Genomic DNA, 21,685 nt, shown 5'->3' with positions numbered 1-21,685 from the left:
TCTTGTACAATAGAACCGCATTTGTGAAAATTTGCAATCTGTTAGTTTAATCACCTACATAAGGAGCGTTTTGCATGCAGAAAGTACCTACGTTCAGTAAGGGTGGAGTGCATCCTGATGACAAAAAGGTATTCAGCCGTTCTCAGGCGATTGAGCGTCTTCCCATGCCCGGGGAGTTGCTCGTTGCACTGTCACAGCACCTTGGCGCACCAGCTAAAGCCCTCAAAGCCAAAGGCGACACCGTGATCAGAGGAGAAAAGATCGGGGAAGCCGTCGGTTTTATTAGTGCCGATGTCCATTCTCCGGTAAGCGGACTGATCAAGGACATCAAGAAAGTAACCCTCGCAAATAGTGTCGTTTGTGATGCTTATGTGATAGTTCCCGATGCCGAGCAACCTCAGATTCCGTCGGACGTCCAAAACTGGCGCAGCCAAAGCAGTGCCGAGCTGTTGGCCAAGATCAAGGATTTGGGTATCGTCGGTATGGGTGGAGCCACCTTTCCTGCTCATGTGAAGTTTTCAATTCCCAAGGACAAACACGTTGAGGCGTTTGTCGTCAATGGCGTTGAATGTGAACCGTATCTTACCGCCGACTATCGAATCATGATGGAGAAGGGCGAACAAGCGCTTGAAGGTGCCATGATCGCAGCCAAAATCACTGGAGCGCAGCGTGTCATCGTCGGTATCGAGTTGAACAAGCCTGATTGCATCGCCAATCTGACGAATATCGCCAAGGAAAAGGGATATCCTATTGAAGTCATGGGCTTGAAAATGAAATATCCCCAGGGTGATGAGAAGCAGCTGCTCAAGGCCACGATCAATCGGGAAATCCCTTCGGGAAAACTTCCTTTGGACGTAGGTGCGGTTGTCGCCAACGTTGGAAGTTGCAATGCCATCTATGAAGCGGTGGCATTGGGTAAAAGTTTGTATGAACGGGTGGTCAGTGTGACCGGTGAATGTATCGCCAATCCGAAGAATGTCCTCGCCCCTGTCGGTACAAAGGTCAGTGATTTGCTTGCTTTCTGTGGAGGGTTCAAGAGTGAACCGGAAAAATTGGTCAGCGGCGGTCCTATGATGGGCTTCTCGTTCGTTGATACCGAAACTCCGGTAACCAAAGGTTTCAGCGGACTCTTGGCTTTGGAACCCCAAAAGAAAGTGCGCAGCACTGCATGTCTGAACTGCGGTCGGTGCGTTGCCGCCTGCCCGATCGGTTTGATGCCTGCCAAACTCTACCGGTACATCACCCATGGTGAGTACGAGTCGGCCATGCAGACCAGTTTGATGGACTGCAAGGAATGCGGGTGCTGTTCGTATGTGTGCCCAGCTCATCTGCCGCTCGTCCACACGATGAAGACCGGAAAGAAACTTGGGAGAAAGAAGAAATGAATAAACCTACCTTGACGGTTTCCTCTTCACCACATCTGCATGCGAAGACGGATACCTCATCCATTATGTGGAGTGTATCGCTTGCACTTGCACCTGCCTCTTTGTGGGGTATCTATGTATTTGGCCTTCGTTCCCTGTTGGTCCTCGGTGTTTCCATTCTCAGTGCGATGCTGTGTGAATATCTGTTGGGAAGAATGAGCAAAGAATCGACATTGTGGGATGGCTCGGCCTTCCTGACCGGACTTTTGGTAGGCTTGAACATGAGCCCGTCGGTACCTTTGTTCGTGCCGATGATCGCCAGCCTGTTCGCCATTTTCGTTGCAAAGTGGACCTTCGGTGGACTTGGGGCGAACTGGGCGAATCCAGCCCTTGCCGGTCGTGTGTTTGTCTTTTTCTCTTTCACCACGCCGATGTCCAGTTTCGTCACGCCGAAAACCTTGGCTTCAGCCATGCCTGATGCCATTGCTTCGGCCACTCCCCTTGGGCTGACGAAAACCGCGTTGGCGGCAGGAGCTTCAGGACTGGATTCGGCAGGTTTGCTTTCCCAGGCCGGATATCCTGCAACCCATTTGGCGCAGAGCCTGAGTTCCGCGACTGGTATCAGTGCGTATTCCATCGATGCCTTCCTGGGCAACGTCGCCGGTTGTATCGGTGAAGTAAGTGCGTTGGCTTTGTTGATCGGCGGTATCTACCTTTTGGTCAGGAAGATCATCACCTGGCATATCCCGGTGACCTACCTGCTCAGTTTCGCCGTTCTTTCCTGGCTGTTCGGCGGCATCCCCCAAGGGAGGGGAATGTTCAGCGGAAGTTTCTTTTCATCCATTTTCACCGGTGGCCTGATTCTTGGTGCCTTGTTTATGGCAACCGACTATGTCACCAGTCCGATCAGTCATAAAGGGCAAATCATCTATGCACTTGGATGCGGATTCTTCACGTTCCTGTTCCGCTACTTCGGAAGCATGCCGGAAGCTGTCTCGGTATCGATTCTTCTGATGAACGTCGTCACCCCGACGATCGACCGATATGTTGTTCCCCGCAAATTTGGTGATACCAAGGAACTTCGTAAGAAACAGAAGGAGGCGAAAGTATGACCAAGAATTTGAAATATGCATTCATTTTGCTCGCCATCTGTGCTGTCAGTGCGTTCGCCTTGGCGCTTACCAATTCGATTACTGCACCGGTAATAGCAAAGATGGATGCGGAAAATCGCCTCAGGGCATTAGAAGCAGTGAGCGGTGGCTATCAAATCGGAACCCAACAGGATGTTACCGATCAGCAATTCGTCAGCTATACCATTGATTTGTTGGATTCCGATAAAGTGATGGGATATATCCTCGGATTGAAAACCGCTGGTTACGGAGGGCAGATGACGCTGGTCGCTTCGTATTCCACCAAGGGAGAAATGCTTTTTGCTCAATTGCTTTCCGACAGCGAAACCCCGGGTCTGGGAAAACGAGCTGAACAGGAAGGGTATATGGACAAATTCAAGGGGACAGGTGCGGACAAGCCGGTCCCGACTTCAAAGGCAATGCTCTCATCCGGTGACGCACAAGCGGTCAGTGGCAGCTCGGTGACCTTCAATGGTATCGCCAAGGCCATTGCAGCGGGGAGTGCCTATGTAAAATCCCTGGGAGGTGCCAAATGAACATGAAAGAATTGACCAAAGGAATTTTCCGGGAAAACCCTGTCTTTGTCATTGTCTTGGGGCTTTGTCCGACTTTGGGTGTTTCCAGTCAGGTTTCCAATGCCCTGGGCATGTCCGCCGGTGTTATGTTTGTATTGCTGTTCAGCAACATCATTATTTCGGCCCTGCGTAAGGTGATCCCGAGCAGCATCCACATCCCTGCCTACATTGTCGTCATTGCGAGTTTGGTGACCATCACGGAATTGGTCATGCATGCATTTGTACCGGCCGTGTACAGCGCTTTGGGTGTATATCTTCCCTTGATCGTCGTAAACTGCATCATTCTGGGAAGGGCTGAAGCATTCGCAAGTAAGAATACCATCGTCGACAGCATCCTTGATGCAATCGGGATGTCCATCGGGTTTGCCTTGGGCATCACCCTGATCGCCGTCATCCGTGAGCTCCTCGGTTCAGGTACCATCACCTTGTTCCCGATGGGAGGCTTCAGTGGAGTCATCAACATTCCTTGGTTCAACGACAATCCGATCCGAGTCATGGCACTTGCTCCTGGAGCGCTGCTTTTGATGGGATATCTGAAGGCCTACTTCGATTGGACCGCCTCACGAAAGAAGGACAGGTAAGATGAGTTATATTGCAATTCTCTTAACATTTATTTTTATCAACAACTTCATTCTTGTCCAGTTCTTGGGACTGTGCCCTTTCATCGGGGTCTCCAAGAACAGCGAGAATGCAATCGGCATGGGAGCCTCGGTTACCTTTGTCACCACGGTAGCGTCCGTAGTGACCTGGGCTATCTATTATTTTCTGTTGGTTCCCTTCAACTTGCAGTACCTGCAGACGCTGACCTTCATCTTGGTCATCGCGAGTCTTGTACAGTTGCTTGAAATGGTCATCCAGAAAATCAGCCCGGCTCTTTACAAAGCTTTGGGAATTTATCTTCCTTTGATCACCACCAACTGTGCGGTTCTGGGTATCGCGATCATCAACATTACCAGTGAGTATAATGTGATGGAGGCTTTCACCGCAGGACTTGCGGCAGGATTGGGCTTCACGCTGGCCATCGTCCTGATGAGCAACATCCGCGAACGCTTGGATCTTCAACCGGTCAGGGGCGCCTATCGGGGGATGCCGATCGCTTTCATCAGTGCTGGTCTCATGGCGCTTGCCTTCATGGCCTTTGACAAGTCGTTGATCACGAATTTGCATCTGGTATAAGGGGGAAGCTGTGAGTATTGTATTGGCAATTTTGGTCGTAGCCGCTTTAGGTGGCTTGTTTGGATTCGGCCTCTCCTATGCAGAAAAGAAGCTTGCAATCAAGAAGGACCCGAAAATTCTTGCACTCGAACCCTTGATGCCTGGTGCGAACTGTGGTGTGTGTGGGTATGCCGGGTGTAATGCGTATGCTGCCGCTGTGGCGCTTGGAGAAGCTCCGATCGGACTCTGCAGCCCCGGCGGTTCCTCCTTGGTGGCCAAGATGTCCGAAATCATGGGACAGAAAATCGAGGAAGGCGGGGACACCCGCAGGAAGGTAGCGCATGTCATGTGCCGTGGAAATACGGAATTCACCCTCAAGGATTACAACTACGCAGGGTTGGAAGACTGTAATGCCGCAGCATTGCTTCTTGGTGGAGACAACAACTGCAAAAGCAGCTGTCTTCACTTGGGCAGTTGTATAAAAGTTTGTCCGGTAGGGGCTATCTATAAAGACAAAGATGGGTATATTATTGTAGATGAGCAGAAATGCATCAGCTGTGAGAAATGCGTTCAGATTTGTCCTACCGGCGCCATGCACATGATCTACGAAGACAGTGAATATGTCATCGAATGTAATAGCCATGAACCGGGAGGAAAAGTCCGTAAGCAGTGCACCGTTGGATGCATTGGGTGTAAGATTTGTGAAACCAAATATCCTGAATCCGGGTGTAAGGTGGATCGATTCCTCTCAACCTTTGATCAGGCACTTCCGCACAGCCAGATACCTGAAGCTGCGGAGGCTTGCCCGACCAAATGTATCATCAAGCGGTAACGGATGAAATTATTGATTGGTGCGTACAGTCAGATTACCCAAGGTGTTCCAGTGCCCGTTTTCGAACGGGCACTGGACGCTGTATTCAAGCCTCTCTTCACCTTGTTGCATCATCAGAGTGATTCCAATCTACAGGTTTCCTTGAGTATTCCTGTGTTGGAATGGCTTCAGACAAACTGCCTGTCCGTGAATGTGCTGCTTGCCGATTTGGCGCGAAGCGGAAAGGTTGAATTACTTACCGGATCCTATCATCAAAGCGTTCTGAGTCTTCTTTCTCCCAAGGATCGTTCAAATCAGATAGAAATGACGACCACCTACCTGCGCAAGCATTACGGGCAGCGTTCGAAGACTTTGTTCAGCTATGCGCAGATTTTTAATCCTCTGTATATCAATACCATGAATTTATGTTGTATTGATTCGGTGATTATTTCCTCGTATGACGCTGACAAGCCCAGCAAGCAGTTCAGTCAGCCGTTTGTCATGCAGGAGTTGGGAAAGAGCGTAACCATCATCCCATCCAGCACGGAAATCAATGCATTGGTTCACCAATTCGGACAGAGGGGAATTCGGTTTTCAAATCTTTTGGAACAAATCAGGATGGTATTGGATAACAAGCCTTCGTTTTTGATGGCGATGATTAACCTCGACCAATTGCTCCAAGGGGGTATTACCGAAGAACAGACGTTGCAACTCTTCGAACTCTTGTTCTCCTATGAGAATCTGAGTATTGATGAGGTGCATGGCCCGGATGAATTGTTGCACAAAGGATATCTCCAACCCGGTTGGTATGGTCTGGATTCCATTCGCGGAGATTTGTCCTGCATCAATGATTTGTTCGTACAGGATGAGGCACTTTCCTACCTCTACGGTAGGTACACTACGTTGGTTGAGACCGCACGTATGTATAAGAAGGACAAGGATGTTCGCAAGCGTCTGGAATTGCTGTTGCAGAAACTTTCCACAGGGACACCTTACTTGTGTGACGCGAATGCTTCCATGCTCCGTAGTTCCGTGCGCAAGCAATATTGGCGGTATATCAGCGAGGCGGACAGCGTCCTGTCTGCTCTCAAGGACTTTTCCTATCCAGTCTGTCTGGATTTCGACCAGGATGGGTTGGATGAGTATTTGGTCATAGGCAAGTATCTGAGTTGCGTCGTTGATTCCAAGGGTGGATCCTTGTCCGAGCTTACCTATCTGCCTTCCCTGTATAATTATGGGGATACGTTTGTTCCTCTGGAAGGGTTCGCACAAAATGCCGATACCCAACATCCTGCAAGAAAGGGAACCAAGCAGCGGCTCTTCACCGATGTATTCCTTCCTTGCGACTTGGTATTGGATGAATATGAAAAGGCCGATGGAAATACATGTCTGGATATGGGATCAGTGGTATATGAACTTTCGGTTTTGGATCGCAAGAGCACCGAGTATGCTTTGATCGCCAGAACCGGCGAATCGACGATCATCGGTGGGGAACTTGAGATTTCCAAACACTACAAGTTGCGACAGAACACCGTGTTGCTGGAAATCACACTCACCAACACGTCAGACCATCCGATCAGTTGTCTGTATGGGAATGAAATCCCACTTTCCATCGCTTCATTCAAGAGTCCGGTTGGTTTTTTGCAGTTGGAGAATAAAAAGAACATCCCGCATGAGATGGCCGAAACCGTCCTCAAGCAAGTGAAATCGATTCGTATGTATGATGAACCGAACAGTACTTCCCTCACCTTGGTTGCCGATACGCGCTTTACCTTGGTGAAGGAAGATTATACAATAGACGCCTCTACTGTATTGGGCAAGGAAAGCTTGTACCAGCACACCCTGTTTCTGGCCAGTTGGCCGGTGAGTCTTGAAAGCGGTGCAGAAAAGAAGCTTACGCTTGGACTCAGGGTGGAACGCAAGTAGAAGGACAAGGAGTAATTGCATGTTTTTCCAGAATAAATCTCTGTTTGATACCATCAAGGAAGAAGCCTATACCGTATGGAGGCGGCTTTGACCCGGATACAGTAGCTCAAAAAATTGCCGATTTGGAAGCGCATACCCTTCAACCCGATTTCTGGGATGACCGAAAGAACGCAGAACAACATTTTGCCCAATTGAATGCCCTCAAGGAGAGTTATTATCCTTGGAAGGAATTGATAGAGCGTCTTGATGAGATGCAGGATCTTCTGGATATCTATGCCGAGGAACCTGATAATCCGGAGGAAGAGGCTCAGATCAACGAGCAGATCGACGAACTGAACCAAGGCTACCAGCAATTGAAACTCAAGACCCTGCTTGACGGTAAATTTGACAAGAACGATTGCTTTCTCACCATCCATGCAGGAGCAGGTGGGAACGAGGCAAGCGATTGGGCCAATATGTTGATGCGCATGTACCTCCGGTATTGTGAACGCAATGGATTCAAAAGCCAGGTGCTCGATCTCTTGGAGGATGAAGGCGGTATCAAGAGCGCAACGATCAAGGTCTCGGGACCCTACAGCTACGGCTATCTGAAAGGAGAGGCCGGTGTGCATCGGTTGGTACGTATCAGTCCCTTCGATTCCCAGAAACGGAGGCATACCTCCTTTACCAGCGTCTACGCATCCCCGATCATCGACGACACCATTGAGATTGACCTGAAACCTGAGGATTATCGCTTGGATACCTATCGCGCAGGTGGGGCGGGAGGTCAGCACGTCAACAAAACCGATAGTGCCGTCCGCATCACCCACTATGCAAGTGGTATCGTGGTCCAGTGCCAGAATGAACGCAGCCAAGTGATGAACAAGGATGTGGCATTCAAGATGCTCAAGAGTCGATTGTACGAGTATTATCGTGCAGAGAAGGAGAAAGAGCACCAGAAGGATGCCATTGAAAAGAAAGAAATCACCTGGGGAAGCCAGATACGTTCCTACGTCTTCCAACCGTATACCATGGTCAAGGACCATCGTACCGGAACTACGGTGGGAAACATCCAGGCGGTGATGGATGGGGAGATCGGGCCGTTCATTGAGAGTTATCTCCAATGGGCCCAGAAGGAGGAGTAGGGTATGGCCAAGCGCCTGGCCTTGATGCTGATCCTGGTTGTGTGCCTGCTTCCTCTCGAAGCAGGAACCAACCAACCCTATACGATCGGGATCATCAGCTTGAAAAGCGGCCTTGAGACGCTTGCCTCCCTCGTCCAGACGAGTGCATCACAATTCGCTGGAACGCTCTACGTATCGGAAAAAGAACAGACATTGGTCGAGCAGCTGAAATTCGAGGCTGCTCAGTCGGTCGAAGCGGAAAAGCTGCACGCGGCATATGAAAAGCATGTTCCGGTGCAAAATCCCGAGCAACCGGTGGTAACCGGTTCCGATACCCTGCAGGTTTCCTACACGCAAGTGTCCTATGATGAGAATTTGGCTGCAGCCGTACAAACCGGCGACACTGCAGCCATGGATTGGCTTGCCCGCCGCAATGGTCACATCGGGTTGCTCATCCTGGATACGGAAAGCTTTGACTCATTGCTTCGGGTCAAGGTTTCTTCTTATCTTGTAGGTTTGAACAAGACTGTGCTCTTGCTGGACGAGCTGGTGCAATATGCAAACTATCCTGAGCTTGCTCCCACCCTCGACCAGGCATTGTTCTCCTCAAGTTCGAACAAGCGGATGAGTGTTGTGCAATTCACAGAACTTCCTGTTGCAGCGAGCATCATCATTGACGGACAGGAACATGCTCTTGTGAACAAGCGAGTATTTCTTGAACCAGGTAAGCATGGACTTCAGATTCTCGCACCGGGATATAAGCCTGTCAGTGAGGACGTAGTGCTGCAAGGTGGTCGGATTCATCAGCTTGCACTCCAACTTACGCCCGTTACCTATCCCTCTGTCAACCTTTTTTCGACCAGCGGAACGGTGGACTGGATACAGGAAGGAAAATTGGTTGGGCAAGGCAGTCATCTTACGCTGATCGACCCCACCTATCCGATCGTACTTACGGTACTTAAGGATGGGTTCGCCAAACGGATCATCCATCTTCCTTCGGCGTCCTCAGAGCAAATGCGGGTTTCCTTGCGTCCAGTTTTCTTTTCTGATCCGACGATTTTGCAGGAAGGTCAGAAGGACTTTTATAAACGGCTGAGAAATACTATCCTGTTGTTCGGAGCGTACGTTGGTTGCAGTACTCTTTCCGGTATGGTTGTTTCCGACCAAAATCTGTGGCAGGTTGGATTGACGGCCACCAGCGCGGTTGCCTTGGTCTCGGCACTTGCCGGTGCAGGGAATCTGGCAAGATATGCCGCGCTTGCTGAATCAAGTTTTTAATTTTGTAGGAGTTGTATATGTTGAAAGGTTTTGGGGCGAAATTGAAAGCTCTGTTCGGAATGAATACCTTTGATGAAAAGTACTTCGAGACATTGGAGGATTTTCTGATAGAGGGTGATCTCGGGGCAAAACTTGCCATGGATATTTCCGATGAAGTGCGGAAACAGGCGAAAAGCACGAAACCGAAGACTCAACAGGATTTGCAACTTTTGGTGAAATCCCTGTTGTCCGACAAGGTGTCGACGTTCGATCCCAGCCTGGATGATGATGCCTTGACGGTTTTCTTGATCTTGGGAGTCAATGGGGTGGGAAAGACCACCACGATAGCCAAACTCGCCCAGTATTACCAGAAGCAAGGCAAGCAGGTTCTCCTGGCCGCCGCCGATACCTTCCGGGCTGCAGCGATCGACCAGCTGGAAGTCCATGCAACCCGGCTTGACTGCAGGATAGTAAAGCAGAAGCATGGCAGCGATCCCGGTTCGGTTGTCTATGACGCCATTACATCCGCACAAGCGCGCAAGGAGGATTTGATTCTTGTGGATACGGCGGGACGTATGCACAATAAGGAAAACCTGTTACGCGAGCTTTCCAAAATTGACAAGATAGTCAAAGGAAGAGGGATCGACGCTGTTCATTACAAAAAATTTTTGGTCATTGACAGCACCACGGGTCAGAACGGGATCAGTCAGGCTGAGTTGTTCAACCAGGCCGTATCCCTTGATGCCTTGATCCTCACTAAATATGACAGTCTCGCCAAAGGCGGAGCCTTGGTACAGATTGGAGAAAAATTGCATATCCCCATCGCATTCGTCGGAACCGGTGAGACGTATCGCGATGTGCATCCCTTTGACAAGGATGAGTTTTTGGATACGCTTGTGGGGTTGACTGATTGAGATGAGATGGCTGTGCACCCTTTTTTTGCTCAGTACGATACTCGTTCCTACCTTTGCAGGAGAGCTACGTCAGTCCAACAGCATCGGTGAGGACCTCGGACCGTACACGGGGGAGAGTGCATATTATCAAGTGGTGGACGGCTCCCAGATCCAGCTGTACGCAGACAAGCGTCTTGTCTGGACGAAACAAACGTTTCCCAAGCCGGATGGCTCGAACGTACGGGTAACCAGATATGCAGAAGACCAACGGGAAGTCATCACCTGGTTTGAAGCGGGGCGCCCGGTCAGTGAGCAGGATGGAAAGAAGGTACGCTATTATACGTATGGTGATGACGGAAAGTTGAGTCGCATCGTCACCTTGCTTGACGGAAGCATGCAGGAAACTCGTATCTTCAGCTATGGGGGCGCAAACGGGTCCTTGTCGTTGATCGTACGCATAACCCCGCTCGAGGTAACGGTCCGATTGATTTCAGATCTGGGAAAAGACCGGGTATTCACCTCTGTCGATAAGCAAGGAGGGCAGAAATTCGTTACGATTTCTTCGGATCAGACCATCAGCCAGACCTGGGAAGCTGATCGGATGGATCAGAACATGACGATCGCGCCGACCAAACAGGGCGGCTATGAACTGATTCAGGGCGAAGGGACGGAACGCACGACGCAAATCTTCGATGACAAAGGACTGTTGATCAGAAAAATGAACGCTTCCTCTGTGACCGAATACCGGTATAATGAAGATCGGGTCCTCATCGAGGAAACTACAAAACAACAGGATGGCGTCGAGGTTCTCATTCGATATGCAGGAAAGAGGCGGATTTCGGCCGAGGAACGAAAGGATGGGCAATTGGTGAAAAGCATACGGTATAATATTGATGGAACGCATGTGGAAACGCTTTACAGCGAAGGTCGGCTGTATTGTGATGTCACCTATGCCGTTGATGGAAAGCGGGTACTTTCCCTTTCCTATTATCGTTGATATGCGGTTGCTGTTCCTGCTCTCCCGACGCTATGCGTTCAGCCGTCAGAATCGGCATAGGGGGACCAGTGTGCGCATTGCCATGGGTTTTGCGCTCTGCATATTTGCCATCATTGCCGTACTTTCGTTCATGCAAGCCTTGCAGCGCGACCAGTTTGCAGACATCAGGACATTCGAATCCTTCGATCTGCAACTTCCGCTTCCCCATAATGACATTGCAAAAGCTGATTCAATCATAGCATCCATAGAAGCCCTTGACTCGGTGCAGGCGGCATTCCTGTATGCCGATCTTCCGGTCATCGTACAGGCGCTTGACGGTACCACAGTAGCCGGCAGGATCAGGGCAATAGAACCAAAAGGCCGATTTTCCGAGCAACTCAACGCGTATCGTGGCAATTTGTTCGAAGATGGAACGTTGGCAGTCTCCTACTCGCACAGTCGTTCCATGCAGCTTGATGATGAAATTTCGGTAACGATGCTCAAGAAAGGCAGACAGGCGACGGTCATCCCTTCGCAACGTGAGATGCCCGTAGGCTCTTTGTATTATACAACCAGTTACACATTCGACCAATCCACATTCCTTTGCAGTATAGCTACGCTGCTTTCCCTCAATGCCGAGGCAGAGCTGCATATCGGAATTTTTACCTCAACGGGTGTCGATCAAGTGAAACAGGAAATTGAACGCCTGGGATTTTCCTCGGTCGCCACCTGGAGAGAAGTAAACGCTTCCTTGTACGGTGCAATGGAGCTTGAGCAGAAAATGATGACGTTGATGCTGTTTTTGATGGTCATCGTAGTCTTGGTGCATATAAAAAGTAGTTCTCGCCGTCTGTTGCTTGCAAAGCAGCGAGAAATTGCAATGTTGCGTTCCATGGGATTGACCATCGGTCGGGTGCGACTCATTTTCCTGTTGCAATCTTTTTTGGTCGCCTTGCTCGGCTGCTTGATCGGTGTGGTGCTTTCCTACGCTGCGGTGGGCTCCTATCCGTCCCTGTCGCAGTTGGTATATCGATCCATGGGGGTGCATCTCGTCTTGGAAATCCGCCCTACACAAGTCATATGGCTCGTGGTTTCGATTCTTCTGTTCAGTCTTGTGGCATCCTTCCAGGGGACGCACAGGATTATGAAAGCTGATATCATGGAGATGTTTGGACATGATGAAGTCAGATGAAGTGCTTATGCTCAAGCATGTATCAAAGAGTTTTCCTGCGACCCTCAGGGGAGGAGAACCCATTCAGATTCTGCAACAGATCGACTTGGCACTTTTGCGGTCCGAAAGTCTTGCGATCACCGGCCGGAGTGGAAGCGGCAAATCGACTTTGTTGCAGGTAAGTGCCGGTTTGCTCGGTGCGGACAGCGGGGAGATCGTGTTTGAAGGCAAGAACCTCACGATGCTTTCCGATGACAAGCTCAGTGCACTCAGAAGCCAGCGAATGGGATTCATCTTCCAAAGCAGTCTGCTCCTCAATGATTTCACCGCCTTGGAGAATGTACAGATTCCAGCCATGATTGCCGGAAAACGTGAACGACAGGCACGCCAACTGGCTTTGGACATGCTTGAACTGGTCGGGTTGGGTGATCGGCTGCATCATGGAAGTGACCAACTCTCAGGGGGAGAACGCCAAAGGGTTGCCATCGCCAGGGCATTGGTGAACGAACCATCGGTAATCTTTGCCGATGAACCCACCGGGTCTTTGGATGAGCGAAATGCCGCTTTGGTGGAGGATTTGCTGTTTTCCTTGGTACATGATCGTCAAGTGTCCTTGCTGTTGATCACCCATAACAATCTATTCGCCAGCCGGTGCGATCATGTATACCGTCTGCATAACAGGGTACTGGAGGTGAAGGAGTGAGAACCAGGCTGGTTTTGCTGCTCATGCTCAGAAAACTCGGGTACAAAGGCAGTAGAGCGGATAAGAAACGTATCCTTTTCAACCTCATTCTGATCAGCTTGGTAGTGGCGGCTTTGGTGTTTGCACAGATATTCGTGGTATCGATGAGCCGAGGTATCGCTGACAAATATGCCATCCTCGGGGATGGGCATGTCCAAGTCCACGAAGGGGCGGGCATCCAGATTCCCGACGACCCATCCATCGTCGATGTCCAGTTGGTTGCGCAAAGCTATGCACTCATCTACAGTCCCAGTGCCAACAAGATGATCCGACTCAAGGGAGTCGGTCCTTCGTATTTCAACGAAACCCGATTGGCGGAATTGACGCTTGGCGAGCCTTTCAACGACCCATCTTCAACTCTTCCCAAAATTCTGGTCAGCACCACGTTGGCAAAAAGTCTGCATGTGGCAATCGGCGACAAGGTCGCATTGATGCTGGTCAGCCAGAACAGTATCCGCCCACAGTTGTGCGTCATCAAGAATTTCTATGATTCTGGATACCAGGAGTTGGATTCCAATCTGGTATTTTGCGATTTCGCTCTGGTCGATCGGCTGTTCAACGGCAAAGAGGATGTCTACCATGAATTGTTGGTCGAGCAGGGGCAGGATAAACGTATCAAGAATCAGCTTGTGGAGAAAGGATACTTGGCGACCACCTGGGATGAAGAGAATTATGCTGTGGCAGTCAACCTGAATACGAGCAGGCAGGCGGTTCTGGGGGTCATGGTTGCCGTAGCCATGTTGTGCGGATATTTCATCAGTGAGCTCTCGAGGGAAATGGTTGAGGATGACAAGCAACAAATTGCGATGCTCGGCCTTCTCGGGGGACGGAAATCGATGATCAGAAGGGTGTATTTTCTGGCAGTCATCTTTGTCACCTTGGTTTCGATAGCCGTGGGAAGTTGTTTGGGGATCCTGCTTGCCGATAATTTGGGTGGGGTGCTTTCATTACTTGCAAAACGCTCCATACCTTTGCTTTCCTATTATCTTCTGGACTTCTCGGTGGTGCTTCCGGTCGGTGATATCTTGTTGATCCTTCTGGTATTGTTCTTGGTCAGTATGCTCTCGGTACGATGGAGTCTGAGAAGAGTGATGCGTATTGAACCGCTTTTCTGCATACACTATGACTAATTCCGGATTTCCGGTATACTCTTTCCATGAATTTTGAAGTATTTGTACTCGGGACCAGTGGTATGATGCCACTTCCCAACCGCTATCTTACCAGTGCCATGGTCCGCAGGGATGGGGATCTTTTTCTGTTTGACTGCGGGGAAGGGACACAAGTGTCCTTGAAGATGCTGAATCTCAAATGGAAAAAGATTCATTCCATTTTTATCAGTCATATGCACGCCGACCATGTTACCGGGCTTCCTGGTATGCTGATGCTTTCCAGCCAGGTGGACCGTGATGAACCTTTGACGCTCTATGGGCCAGCAAAACTCAAGGAATACATAGATGCAAATCGAAGAATTCTTGACATGTACATCAACTATGAGATTATTGTCAAGGTCGCTCAACCTGGGGTCATCCTGGAGACCGATGAATTCACCGTCAGTGCATTCCCGCTTTCCCACACCAAACCCTGTGTAGGATACGTGATGAAGGAAAAGGACAGACCCGGTGAATTCCATCCCCAGAGGGCGAAGGAGCTGGGGGTCCCCATGGGGCCGTTGTGGGGAAAACTGCAGAAAGGTGAGTCAGTTTCCCTTACGGATGGAAGCGTGGTCCATGCCTCCCAGGTGGTGGGCGAGAAGCGGGAAGGGCGAACATTCAGTTATGTGACCGATACGCTGTATCTTCCCAGCATCGCCGAGCAGGTGCGGCACAGTGATCTGCTTTTGTGTGAGGGAATGTTTGGCGATGATATGCTGGAGACCGCTTTGGAAAAGAAGCATATGACCGCTTCCCAAGCGGCAACAATTGCAAAGGAAGCTGAAGTGAGACAATTAGGGTTGTTGCATTACAGTCCCCGGTACAGTGACGGAGAACTCCGGTATCTATTGAAGGATGCCCGCTCTGTGTTTGGGCCGACTGTCCTTACCAGGGACCGGATGGTTTTCGAGATTCCGTTGAAGGATTAATCCTGAGCTTCTTCGACCAGGCTGCATGCGGCTTCAGCTTCATGCAGCAATTGGGTGCCGTCTAGCATCCTTCCGTTTCGTGAAGCGAATCCGATCTGCAGGGAGGATCCGGAAAATTCCTTCTTGCAACTTTCGATCATGGAGACGGTAAAGGATCGGGCCTCATCAGAATTGTAGAACGGAAGCACCATCGCAATTTTTCCGCCTTCCAAGGAGAAGCTGTAGGCGAGCTCTCCGCTGAGCATCATCAGCTTGTTTGCGATCAAGGCGGCAGGACCTTCGGTAACCTCTATCAGTACCAAGGTGAGATCATAATCCATATCCTTTGAATTATCCAACTCAACACCGAGGATGGTGGTAAAATCAGTTTTGTAGAAAACCTGTTCACTCTGCACCGGTTCGGGAAGTTCGACTTCCTCCTTGATAACCGGTTTCGTCGGCTCAGCTTGCACTGCCCTGGGGAACATCTCTTGGATGGGTTGTATGGTCGCCGGTGCGAGTTCCTCTTCCTCAATGACCGGTTCGGCCTTGCCTTCCGGTTTCACCACGGTTTGTTGTGTGTACAGCATCTGATCGCTGTGCAGATGCGCCGGATCATCCTGGGGTAGTGTGTAGAAGGGTTTGTCATAGGCATTCGGAGGAAGCTTGTCCACTTGGTCCGCATATTCCTCATCTCTGCGCCGTGCGACCATGACGCCGATTTCTATCATGATCAAGCCGATGAGCAAGGGAAACAATTTCACCAGGACGCCGTATAGCTGTGCCTGGTTCACTTCATACAAAGGCAGGAGAAAACGGGATGCGAGATACAAGGCGGCAAGTAACAGAAAAACCGTCAGAAACAGGCTAAGAATGATCTGACGCCCATAGTGTTTATTCTCAGACATTGCCACCTCCGACCACGAACTTTACACTTGTACTATACCTATAGTATCATATTTATCATAGAGGTTGAAGGATGGCATGACAAGAAAATTAGCTGTAGTCTTCGCTCTCAGCCTATGTCTTTGCTTTCCAATTCTTCTTGCCTTCGTGGGAAAAGACGGGTATCTGCATAACCAAGCGCTTCGCAGGGAAATTGCCTCGCTGCGCTATGAGGATGAAGTCTTGTCGTTGCAGGTGCAGTCTTTGCAGCAGCAACGCAATCAGATGAACAGTGATGACGCGCTGCGTGATGCCGCTTTCAAATATGGGTATCAGAGCGAAGGTGAACAGGTGTATTACTTTGATGAGAAGCACCTTGAACCGCCCCTACGAGGGATTACATCGCCTGTTGTCGGGCATGCCCCGATATTTCCCGGGTTCTCTTGGCCCTACGTATTGCTGACAGCCCTAGGCATTTCCTCCTTGTTTACGGTATCCTATGGGATCTTTGCATACCGATGGAGAAAGAAGCATGGGCGATAGGTTCGAGGAAGCACAATTGATCTACACGACGGAACAGGATTCGGTGAATCGAATCGTCCGTCTATTGCGTGCAGGCAATATCATCGTGCTTCCTTGTGATACAATCTACGGACTCAGTGGTTTGTATCAGAGTACCCTTTCCCAATTGCGTACACTCAAGATGGGCAGCGGCGAACAACAGTTTGCCGTACTGGCAACGATGGAACAGGCGAAGAGGTTATGCAAGGTCCCCGAAGTGTTGGAACAGCATTGGCCTTGTCCGCTTACTGCAATCCTGGAGGAACATGAAGGTGATGGCAAGATCGCCATCCGTGTTCCGTCCGACCCCTTGACCATTGCCATACTCGAAGCGTTGGGGTCTCCGATCTATTCGACAGCCGCGAACGAGCGTGGTTTTGCCATTACCCATATTAACGATATCATCTTCATGTACAAAGAAAGGGTGCAGGCCATCGTGGTGAACCCAGACAAGATGCATGATACGCCATCCACCTTGATCGATTGCACCACAGAACCCTACACCCTGCTCAGATGCGGCGTCTATGACGCCTCCAGCCTTCTATTCTAGGCCTGGATCTTTCTCGCTTCCATATAGTATCGCTTCTCGTGCGCTTCTCCCATGGAGAATGTCTTTCTTGGCAATGCACTGTCCTTGATGATGGTCTCAAAGAAGGTCGCCTTGGAGACATCCGGAAGAATCAGGGCGATGTTGCCCGGTTTCTTGCCGAGATTTGCGGTGGTCTCGACACCATGGATATAATCCACCGTACCTTTCTTCTGGGAAAGCAAACTGTCGATGACCAGCTGCAGCGTGCCGGCTGCGATGTTTGCCTCAGGAGCCTTCAGGCTGTAGAGTACAAAACCCTTTTGATCGCAGAATCCGAACTTCTGTTTGCCGTCGGCTTCCTTGATCGCATGGACCAGTTCATTGAGGGAAGCGATACTTCTCTTCTCAAAGGATTCGCATACCTTCCTGATTTCTGATTCAAACGTCGATCCATCCACCCCGAACAGGACGCGGTGGATGGGTTCGAACTCAAGGCCGGGGTCGAAGATGTTCTCCAATTCAACCAGAGCATACCGTGCAGGGTGTGTTTCCCTCTGGTCGACGCTGAGATGTTGTTTGATATCCATCCAACAACTTTTTGCAGTTGCAAGGCTGTGATTGCCGTCACCCATGGCGAAAAGCAGGGGATTGTCCGGATCAAGGTCTGCATGCATGGCAGCTACGGCATCTGCGATCGCCTGTTTGTCCTCTACACTATCGACCACCCAAGCCTGAAGATGACCGCCGCCTGCCATCAAGGGAGTGGAGTAGGCTTGGACGAGTGTGTCGCGTTTTTCAGCCAGACGCTCAATGACCGAACGTCTCGCATCATTGATCAAAACCATGATATGCGGCAGCTCAAGCGGTGCATTCTTGCGGATTTCCTTGCGTGGTGGAATCCTTGAGAGGATGGTTCCCTCGGTAGCCCTGATCAGGGTTTTGGAATCCTTGGCATAATCGTAGTGTTCCAGATCGAGGGTGACCAACAATCCCCAGCGGCCTTTCGGGTTGTTTGGGGTGCTTCGATGCACCAGGAAAAAGCAATCGGGAAACGTGGTGAATAGTTGTTGCTCGAGATAGCTTTTCATTTTTGCATTGATGGAATCGATACGTTTCTGGGGATTGGCTTCTTCCAAATACACTTCAGGATAAATAAGGTGCAGAGTGGAGGGTGCATCACCGACATCCTGGGCCACCTGTTCCCAATACTGCGGTTCTGACGTATACTGGTCGCAAGCTACGACAGCCCACTTGGAAAGGTCGACACCTTGTTTGGGAATCATGATATCGGCGCTCTTGAGAGCATACTGTGCTAATTGTTGAGCAACATTGGCCATGCGGTAACCTCTTTGATTTATGAATGTGGTAATATAATATTCTAATATTGCAACATCCGCAAGATAAAGTGAGAAAATATGAGTAAAGCTATTATATTTACAGGGGGAGGAGCTCCGACGCACCTTCCTTCCGATCTTATTGATACCCATGATTATGTCATTGCAGCCGACAGCGGATATGATACAGCCAAGCGCATGGGCATTCGAGTTGATTGCTGCATCGGGGATTTTGATTCCACTCGGTTCCTGGCGGAAATCATCGAGCATAATGCTCTCAAGCAACCCAAGGACAAGGATGAAAGTGATACCGAACTGGCTTTGCGGCATGCGCTCGACCAAGGCTATACCGAGTATGTATTGGTAGGAGGCGGTGGATTCCGCATGGATCACCTCTTTGCCACCTACGCATTGTTTTCCCGGTATCCAGCCCCTTTGGCTTGGTATACCTGTTATGAAACCCTTCATCTGGTGACTGGTTTCCGTCGATTTTCCAATCTTGAAATCGGGATGACGATCAGTTTGTTCCCCGTACACTATGCTGAAAAAGTGGTGGTGACCGCCAAAGCCTTGTTCTGGCCGCTTGACCGCTATGCATTGTCGATGACCTCCCTTTCGTTGTCGAACCGTACCAATGATTCAGTTCTTCAGCTTTTAGTGGAACACGACAAAAGTCTCTTCGTCTGTTTCCCGGTTGCAGACAGACAGGATTAGGTGCTACCATCCTCGTATGTTACAAACGCGACGATTGCTGGCGTTCTCCAGTAGGGTACACACCTATACGCTCCTGCTTTATCTCTTTTTCTTTGTCGTGTACCTATTGAGCAGCTTCTTTTCCGTACAGCAGTCGTTCATTGAGTTATTGCAGTTCCTGGTGTATTTGATCAGCTGGACCAGTCTCTTGTTTGGTTTCTGGATCCTGGTATTTTCCGTCATTGTGTGGGCAAGCGATCGGGTGTTTCCTTTTTCTGTCGTGGTTTTGACCTTGCTGCGAATGCTTGTGGTATTTGCACTGAGTCTGATTGTCGCAATTTTGGAACAGGTGATCACCAAGGGTGTGGTCATCAGTTGAGAGAGGATGTATGGATTTGATGCATATGTGTGCGATTAGGGGAGCCATTTGTGTGGATGGCGATGACCCAAGGTTGATTGATGAGGCTGCGTGCAAGTTGTATTCGCAGTTGTTGGAAAAGAATGCTTTGGACGAGGGTGATGTCAGCTGTCTGCTGATTACCCAAACAAATGACCTGAAGTCGCGTAATCCTGCGACCGGTTTGCGCAAGGGTGGCTTTTGTGCAACAACTCCGTTGTTCTGCATGCAGGAATTGGAAATCGAGGGCATGTTGGAACGAGTGATCAGGATGCTTCTGGTGGTCGGCCACCCCATGAACCAAAGTGTTCCTGTTTTCTTGGATGGGGCGCAACGTCTCAGGCCGGACTTGCAGCTCTAGAGGAAGCAGCCACCCGAAAGGGTGGTATGTTTTTACCTATATGTATGAAAATTTACAAATGATTGCGTAAATACCACATCGCTAATTCGTTGTAATGGTAAGAAAACACATTTTATATAAAATATAATTGAATAATAGTTGCATAAATATGGTCTAAACTGCATACTAAATGATAATTTACAAATGAGCACAAATGGAGGCTTGTATGAAATCACGATTGTTCGTTTTCGTAGCGGTATTGACCGTCGGTCTTGGTTTGTTCGGTGCGGGAAATGTTGAGTCCCAGAGTCCGGCCGCCTATCCTCAGAAACCCATAACGATGATTGTTCCGTATGGTGCCGGCGGTACGACCGATATCAGCGGAAGACAATTGGCGGTTCAATTGGAAAAACACCTTGGCCAAAGCATTACCGTCATCAACCAGGGAGGCGCCAGCGGCTCCATTGGGGCAAAGACTGTTCTGGATGCAAAAAGTGACGGGTACACTGTGCTCTTTACTGCGGAATCGCTTGGCACCCAACGGGTCATGGGATTGTCACAGATGAGCTATGATGATTTTACGCCGATAATGGTCGCCGTCAATGACCCGAAAGTCATCGTGGTAGGAAAGGATTCCCCCTATCAAACGCTGCAGGATTTGGTCGATGACATCAAAGCCCGCCCTGGAAAAGTGAAAATGTCCTATACGGGACCGGGGGGAAGCGGACATGTACAAGCTTTGATTTACAACAAAATGGGATTGGATATGGCGCTTACCGCCTATCCAGGTGGAGCCGATTGTATTCTGGCTGTCCTGGGCAAGCAGGTCGATTTCACCAATTCAAACTATTCCACGGTCACCGGATATCTGGCAAGCGGGGACTTGAAGTTGCTCGGTATTTCCGCACTCCAACCGTTGAGCGCCTATCCAGATGTGCCCACCCTGGGTGAAATTCTTCCGGGAAGTGAAAAGTATCTGGGTAATCCCTTCACCCCGCTTTCCTTGTTGGTGAAAGCCGATGTACCGCAGAATGTAGTTGATACCTTGCGGACAGCCGCCAAACAGGCTGTAGAAGAGCAGCAGTGGAAGGATTTTGTTGCACAGAACTCCTTGGATAAATTGTACGAGGCATATCCGGATGAGCAATCGATGCGCACCTTCTTCAGGGATTGGGAATCGTTGGTATCCTGGTTGCTGTATGATAGCGGGGCGGCAAAGTTCAGTCCGGAGAAATTCGGCATTAAAAAGCTCAGTTACTAGTCTGCAGGTTGGGTCGGATAGCGCGTTCTGCCTTCCGACCCTCCTTTCAAGGAGTATGATCATCATGGAACCACGGCAAGCGAAGCCCAATAGATCGACGTATATCGAAGGGTTGGTATTTTTGGCTTTTTCGATCGCGTTGCTCATCTACGCATTGTTCAATCATTATCAAAACGACGGTGAATGGAAACAATCGCCTTATTTGTTTCCGTTGTTGATTGCATTGTTTTTCCTGCCTTTGGCGGTTGTATTATTGCGTCAAGGCAAAGCTGAAGGAAAGAAGCAGAATTCTCCGGCAACCCTACAATACAAGGATACCGCAATCGTTGCGTTGACGACCCTCATCTATATGGCGGTTATGCCGTTTGTCGGGTTCCTGGGTTCTTCGGTCATATTCCTTGCCGTCCTGATTTGGTACCTGGGAGAACGGAATACGGTACGTATCATTCTGATCAGTATCCTGTTCCCGCTGGTCATGTATGTGCTTTTCGCTCGGATGCTGCATGTCATGTTGCCCTAGGAG

The 21,685-nt window shown here is 49.8% G+C and carries 24 protein-coding genes; 22 read left to right on the top strand and 2 right to left on the bottom strand.

What is annotated here, in order from left to right; all coding sequences use genetic code 11:
* Positions 1-74: 74 nt before the first annotated feature.
* The 15 genes from rsxC to AB7C91_RS01810 all read left to right on the top strand — a co-directional run bounded on the left by rsxC (position 75) and on the right by AB7C91_RS01810 (position 15,183).
* On the top strand, positions 75-1,385 hold the full coding sequence (rsxC, locus tag AB7C91_RS01880; RefSeq protein ID WP_332448406.1) for an electron transport complex subunit RsxC: 1,311 nt from the start codon (positions 75-77) through the stop codon (positions 1,383-1,385).
* Positions 1,382-2,476 (top strand): RnfABCDGE type electron transport complex subunit D, encoded by a 1,095-nt coding sequence (locus tag AB7C91_RS01875; RefSeq protein WP_428588848.1) that lies wholly within the window; start codon positions 1,382-1,384, stop codon positions 2,474-2,476. The genes rsxC and AB7C91_RS01875 overlap by 4 nt, the downstream gene beginning before the upstream one ends.
* The gene (locus AB7C91_RS01870; protein ID WP_332448408.1) at positions 2,473-3,030 is read left to right on the top strand and encodes an FMN-binding protein; all 558 of its coding nucleotides are present in this window, start codon (positions 2,473-2,475) and stop codon (positions 3,028-3,030) included. The genes AB7C91_RS01875 and AB7C91_RS01870 overlap by 4 nt, the downstream gene beginning before the upstream one ends.
* Positions 3,027-3,650 (top strand): electron transport complex subunit RsxE, encoded by a 624-nt coding sequence (gene rsxE / locus AB7C91_RS01865; RefSeq protein WP_332448409.1) that lies wholly within the window; start codon positions 3,027-3,029, stop codon positions 3,648-3,650. The genes AB7C91_RS01870 and rsxE overlap by 4 nt, the downstream gene beginning before the upstream one ends.
* 1 nt (position 3,651) lies before the next feature.
* A complete protein-coding gene (gene rsxA, locus AB7C91_RS01860) occupies positions 3,652-4,245 on the top strand; it encodes an electron transport complex subunit RsxA (RefSeq protein ID WP_332448410.1) in 594 nt (197 codons plus the stop codon).
* A 10-nt stretch (positions 4,246-4,255) separates the two neighbouring features.
* A complete protein-coding gene (locus AB7C91_RS01855; protein ID WP_332448411.1) occupies positions 4,256-5,056 on the top strand; it encodes an RnfABCDGE type electron transport complex subunit B in 801 nt (266 codons plus the stop codon).
* 3 nt (positions 5,057-5,059) lie between these two features.
* Positions 5,060-6,961: an alpha-amylase/4-alpha-glucanotransferase domain-containing protein gene (locus AB7C91_RS01850; protein ID WP_428588843.1), complete on the top strand. Its 1,902-nt coding sequence runs from the start codon at positions 5,060-5,062 to the stop codon at positions 6,959-6,961.
* Positions 6,962-6,980: 19 nt separating this feature from the next.
* A protein-coding gene (gene prfB, locus AB7C91_RS01845; RefSeq protein ID WP_332448413.1) for a peptide chain release factor 2 occupies positions 6,981-8,085 on the top strand; the annotation gives its coding sequence in 2 pieces (ribosomal slippage) (positions 6,981-7,049 and positions 7,051-8,085; 1,104 coding nt in all).
* A 3-nt stretch (positions 8,086-8,088) separates the two neighbouring features.
* Entirely contained in the window at positions 8,089-9,342 is a 1,254-nt protein-coding gene (locus AB7C91_RS01840) for a PEGA domain-containing protein (RefSeq protein WP_428588840.1), read from the top strand.
* A gap of 17 nt (positions 9,343-9,359) precedes the next feature.
* Positions 9,360-10,235 (top strand): signal recognition particle-docking protein FtsY, encoded by an 876-nt coding sequence (gene ftsY / locus AB7C91_RS01835; protein ID WP_332448415.1) that lies wholly within the window; start codon positions 9,360-9,362, stop codon positions 10,233-10,235.
* A 1-nt stretch (position 10,236) separates the two neighbouring features.
* Positions 10,237-11,211 carry a hypothetical protein gene (locus AB7C91_RS01830; RefSeq protein ID WP_332448416.1) on the top strand — a complete coding sequence of 325 codons (975 nt, stop codon included), beginning with the start codon at positions 10,237-10,239 and terminating at the stop codon, positions 11,209-11,211.
* A 1-nt stretch (position 11,212) separates the two neighbouring features.
* Positions 11,213-12,382, top strand: coding sequence for an ABC transporter permease (locus AB7C91_RS01825; RefSeq protein ID WP_428588837.1), 1,170 nt, complete (start codon positions 11,213-11,215; stop codon positions 12,380-12,382).
* Positions 12,366-13,064 (top strand): ABC transporter ATP-binding protein, encoded by a 699-nt coding sequence (locus tag AB7C91_RS01820; protein WP_332448418.1) that lies wholly within the window; start codon positions 12,366-12,368, stop codon positions 13,062-13,064. The genes AB7C91_RS01825 and AB7C91_RS01820 overlap by 17 nt, the downstream gene beginning before the upstream one ends.
* Positions 13,061-14,233 carry an ABC transporter permease gene (locus tag AB7C91_RS01815; protein ID WP_428588833.1) on the top strand — a complete coding sequence of 391 codons (1,173 nt, stop codon included), beginning with the start codon at positions 13,061-13,063 and terminating at the stop codon, positions 14,231-14,233. Before AB7C91_RS01820 ends, AB7C91_RS01815 begins: the two co-directional genes overlap by 4 nt.
* Positions 14,234-14,259: 26 nt before the next feature.
* Complete coding sequence (locus tag AB7C91_RS01810) at positions 14,260-15,183, top strand: ribonuclease Z (protein ID WP_428588830.1); 924 nt, start codon at positions 14,260-14,262, stop codon at positions 15,181-15,183.
* Here AB7C91_RS01810 and AB7C91_RS01805 read toward each other — a convergent pair.
* Entirely contained in the window at positions 15,180-16,070 is an 891-nt protein-coding gene (locus AB7C91_RS01805; RefSeq protein WP_428588827.1) for a hypothetical protein, read from the bottom strand. The genes AB7C91_RS01810 and AB7C91_RS01805 overlap by 4 nt on opposite strands.
* Before the next feature lie 76 nt (positions 16,071-16,146).
* Between AB7C91_RS01805 and AB7C91_RS01800 the strand changes: the two genes are divergently transcribed.
* Both AB7C91_RS01800 and AB7C91_RS01795 read left to right on the top strand, forming a co-directional pair.
* Positions 16,147-16,590, top strand: a complete 444-nt coding sequence (locus AB7C91_RS01800; RefSeq protein WP_332448422.1) for a septum formation initiator family protein — start codon at positions 16,147-16,149, stop codon at positions 16,588-16,590.
* Positions 16,580-17,158 (top strand): L-threonylcarbamoyladenylate synthase, encoded by a 579-nt coding sequence (locus AB7C91_RS01795; RefSeq protein ID WP_332448423.1) that lies wholly within the window; start codon positions 16,580-16,582, stop codon positions 17,156-17,158. Before AB7C91_RS01800 ends, AB7C91_RS01795 begins: the two co-directional genes overlap by 11 nt.
* On the opposite strand, the gene AB7C91_RS01790 is transcribed toward AB7C91_RS01795, so the two are convergent.
* A complete protein-coding gene (locus tag AB7C91_RS01790; RefSeq protein ID WP_332448424.1) occupies positions 17,155-18,474 on the bottom strand; it encodes a DUF1015 domain-containing protein in 1,320 nt (439 codons plus the stop codon). The two genes, AB7C91_RS01795 and AB7C91_RS01790, sit on opposite strands and share 4 nt — an antisense overlap.
* Positions 18,475-18,552: 78 nt before the next feature.
* On the opposite strand from AB7C91_RS01790, the gene AB7C91_RS01785 reads away from it, so the two are divergent.
* From AB7C91_RS01785 to AB7C91_RS01765, 5 genes are all read left to right on the top strand, one after another.
* Complete coding sequence (locus AB7C91_RS01785; protein WP_428588823.1) at positions 18,553-19,185, top strand: thiamine diphosphokinase; 633 nt, start codon at positions 18,553-18,555, stop codon at positions 19,183-19,185.
* A gap of 16 nt (positions 19,186-19,201) precedes the next feature.
* The gene (locus AB7C91_RS01780) at positions 19,202-19,543 is read left to right on the top strand and encodes a hypothetical protein (RefSeq protein WP_332448426.1); all 342 of its coding nucleotides are present in this window, start codon (positions 19,202-19,204) and stop codon (positions 19,541-19,543) included.
* A 10-nt stretch (positions 19,544-19,553) separates the two neighbouring features.
* Positions 19,554-19,922 carry a chorismate mutase gene (gene aroH, locus AB7C91_RS01775; RefSeq protein WP_332448427.1) on the top strand — a complete coding sequence of 123 codons (369 nt, stop codon included), beginning with the start codon at positions 19,554-19,556 and terminating at the stop codon, positions 19,920-19,922.
* Between the two features lie 205 nt (positions 19,923-20,127).
* Entirely contained in the window at positions 20,128-21,162 is a 1,035-nt protein-coding gene (locus AB7C91_RS01770) for a tripartite tricarboxylate transporter substrate binding protein (protein WP_332448428.1), read from the top strand.
* Positions 21,163-21,226: 64 nt separating this feature from the next.
* Positions 21,227-21,682 (top strand): tripartite tricarboxylate transporter TctB family protein, encoded by a 456-nt coding sequence (locus AB7C91_RS01765; RefSeq protein WP_428588819.1) that lies wholly within the window; start codon positions 21,227-21,229, stop codon positions 21,680-21,682.
* Positions 21,683-21,685: the final 3 nt, after the last annotated feature.

This window comes from Sphaerochaeta sp., from assembly GCF_050256055.1.
In the GTDB taxonomy this organism is placed as follows: domain Bacteria; phylum Spirochaetota; class Spirochaetia; order Sphaerochaetales; family Sphaerochaetaceae; genus Sphaerochaeta.
Note: the sequence above shows the minus strand (reverse complement) of the source record. Positions and strands in the feature narration are given on the sequence as shown.

Excerpts from the sequence above, each read along its gene's own strand:
- AB7C91_RS01830 (WP_332448416.1), top strand. The coding sequence starts at position 10,237 with ATGAGATGGCTGTGCACCCTTTTTTTGCTCAGTACGATACTCGTTCCT.
- AB7C91_RS01780 (WP_332448426.1), top strand. The coding sequence starts at position 19,202 with ATGTTACAAACGCGACGATTGCTGGCGTTCTCCAGTAGGGTACACACC.
- AB7C91_RS01785 (WP_428588823.1), top strand. The coding sequence starts at position 18,553 with ATGAGTAAAGCTATTATATTTACAGGGGGAGGAGCTCCGACGCACCTT.
- aroH (WP_332448427.1), top strand. The coding sequence starts at position 19,554 with ATGGATTTGATGCATATGTGTGCGATTAGGGGAGCCATTTGTGTGGAT.
- AB7C91_RS01850 (WP_428588843.1), top strand. The coding sequence starts at position 5,060 with ATGAAATTATTGATTGGTGCGTACAGTCAGATTACCCAAGGTGTTCCA.
- rsxA (WP_332448410.1), top strand. The coding sequence starts at position 3,652 with ATGAGTTATATTGCAATTCTCTTAACATTTATTTTTATCAACAACTTC.
- AB7C91_RS01840 (WP_428588840.1), top strand. The coding sequence starts at position 8,089 with ATGGCCAAGCGCCTGGCCTTGATGCTGATCCTGGTTGTGTGCCTGCTT.
- AB7C91_RS01795 (WP_332448423.1), top strand. The coding sequence starts at position 16,580 with ATGGGCGATAGGTTCGAGGAAGCACAATTGATCTACACGACGGAACAG.
- AB7C91_RS01770 (WP_332448428.1), top strand. The coding sequence starts at position 20,128 with ATGAAATCACGATTGTTCGTTTTCGTAGCGGTATTGACCGTCGGTCTT.
- AB7C91_RS01800 (WP_332448422.1), top strand. The coding sequence starts at position 16,147 with ATGACAAGAAAATTAGCTGTAGTCTTCGCTCTCAGCCTATGTCTTTGC.
- ftsY (WP_332448415.1), top strand. The coding sequence starts at position 9,360 with ATGTTGAAAGGTTTTGGGGCGAAATTGAAAGCTCTGTTCGGAATGAAT.
- AB7C91_RS01825 (WP_428588837.1), top strand. The coding sequence starts at position 11,213 with ATGCGGTTGCTGTTCCTGCTCTCCCGACGCTATGCGTTCAGCCGTCAG.
- AB7C91_RS01875 (WP_428588848.1), top strand. The coding sequence starts at position 1,382 with ATGAATAAACCTACCTTGACGGTTTCCTCTTCACCACATCTGCATGCG.
- AB7C91_RS01810 (WP_428588830.1), top strand. The coding sequence starts at position 14,260 with ATGAATTTTGAAGTATTTGTACTCGGGACCAGTGGTATGATGCCACTT.
- AB7C91_RS01820 (WP_332448418.1), top strand. The coding sequence starts at position 12,366 with ATGATGAAGTCAGATGAAGTGCTTATGCTCAAGCATGTATCAAAGAGT.
- rsxC (WP_332448406.1), top strand. The coding sequence starts at position 75 with ATGCAGAAAGTACCTACGTTCAGTAAGGGTGGAGTGCATCCTGATGAC.
- AB7C91_RS01790 (WP_332448424.1), bottom strand. The coding sequence starts at position 18,474 with ATGGCCAATGTTGCTCAACAATTAGCACAGTATGCTCTCAAGAGCGCC.
- AB7C91_RS01870 (WP_332448408.1), top strand. The coding sequence starts at position 2,473 with ATGACCAAGAATTTGAAATATGCATTCATTTTGCTCGCCATCTGTGCT.
- AB7C91_RS01805 (WP_428588827.1), bottom strand. The coding sequence starts at position 16,070 with ATGTCTGAGAATAAACACTATGGGCGTCAGATCATTCTTAGCCTGTTT.
- AB7C91_RS01765 (WP_428588819.1), top strand. The coding sequence starts at position 21,227 with ATGGAACCACGGCAAGCGAAGCCCAATAGATCGACGTATATCGAAGGG.
- rsxE (WP_332448409.1), top strand. The coding sequence starts at position 3,027 with ATGAACATGAAAGAATTGACCAAAGGAATTTTCCGGGAAAACCCTGTC.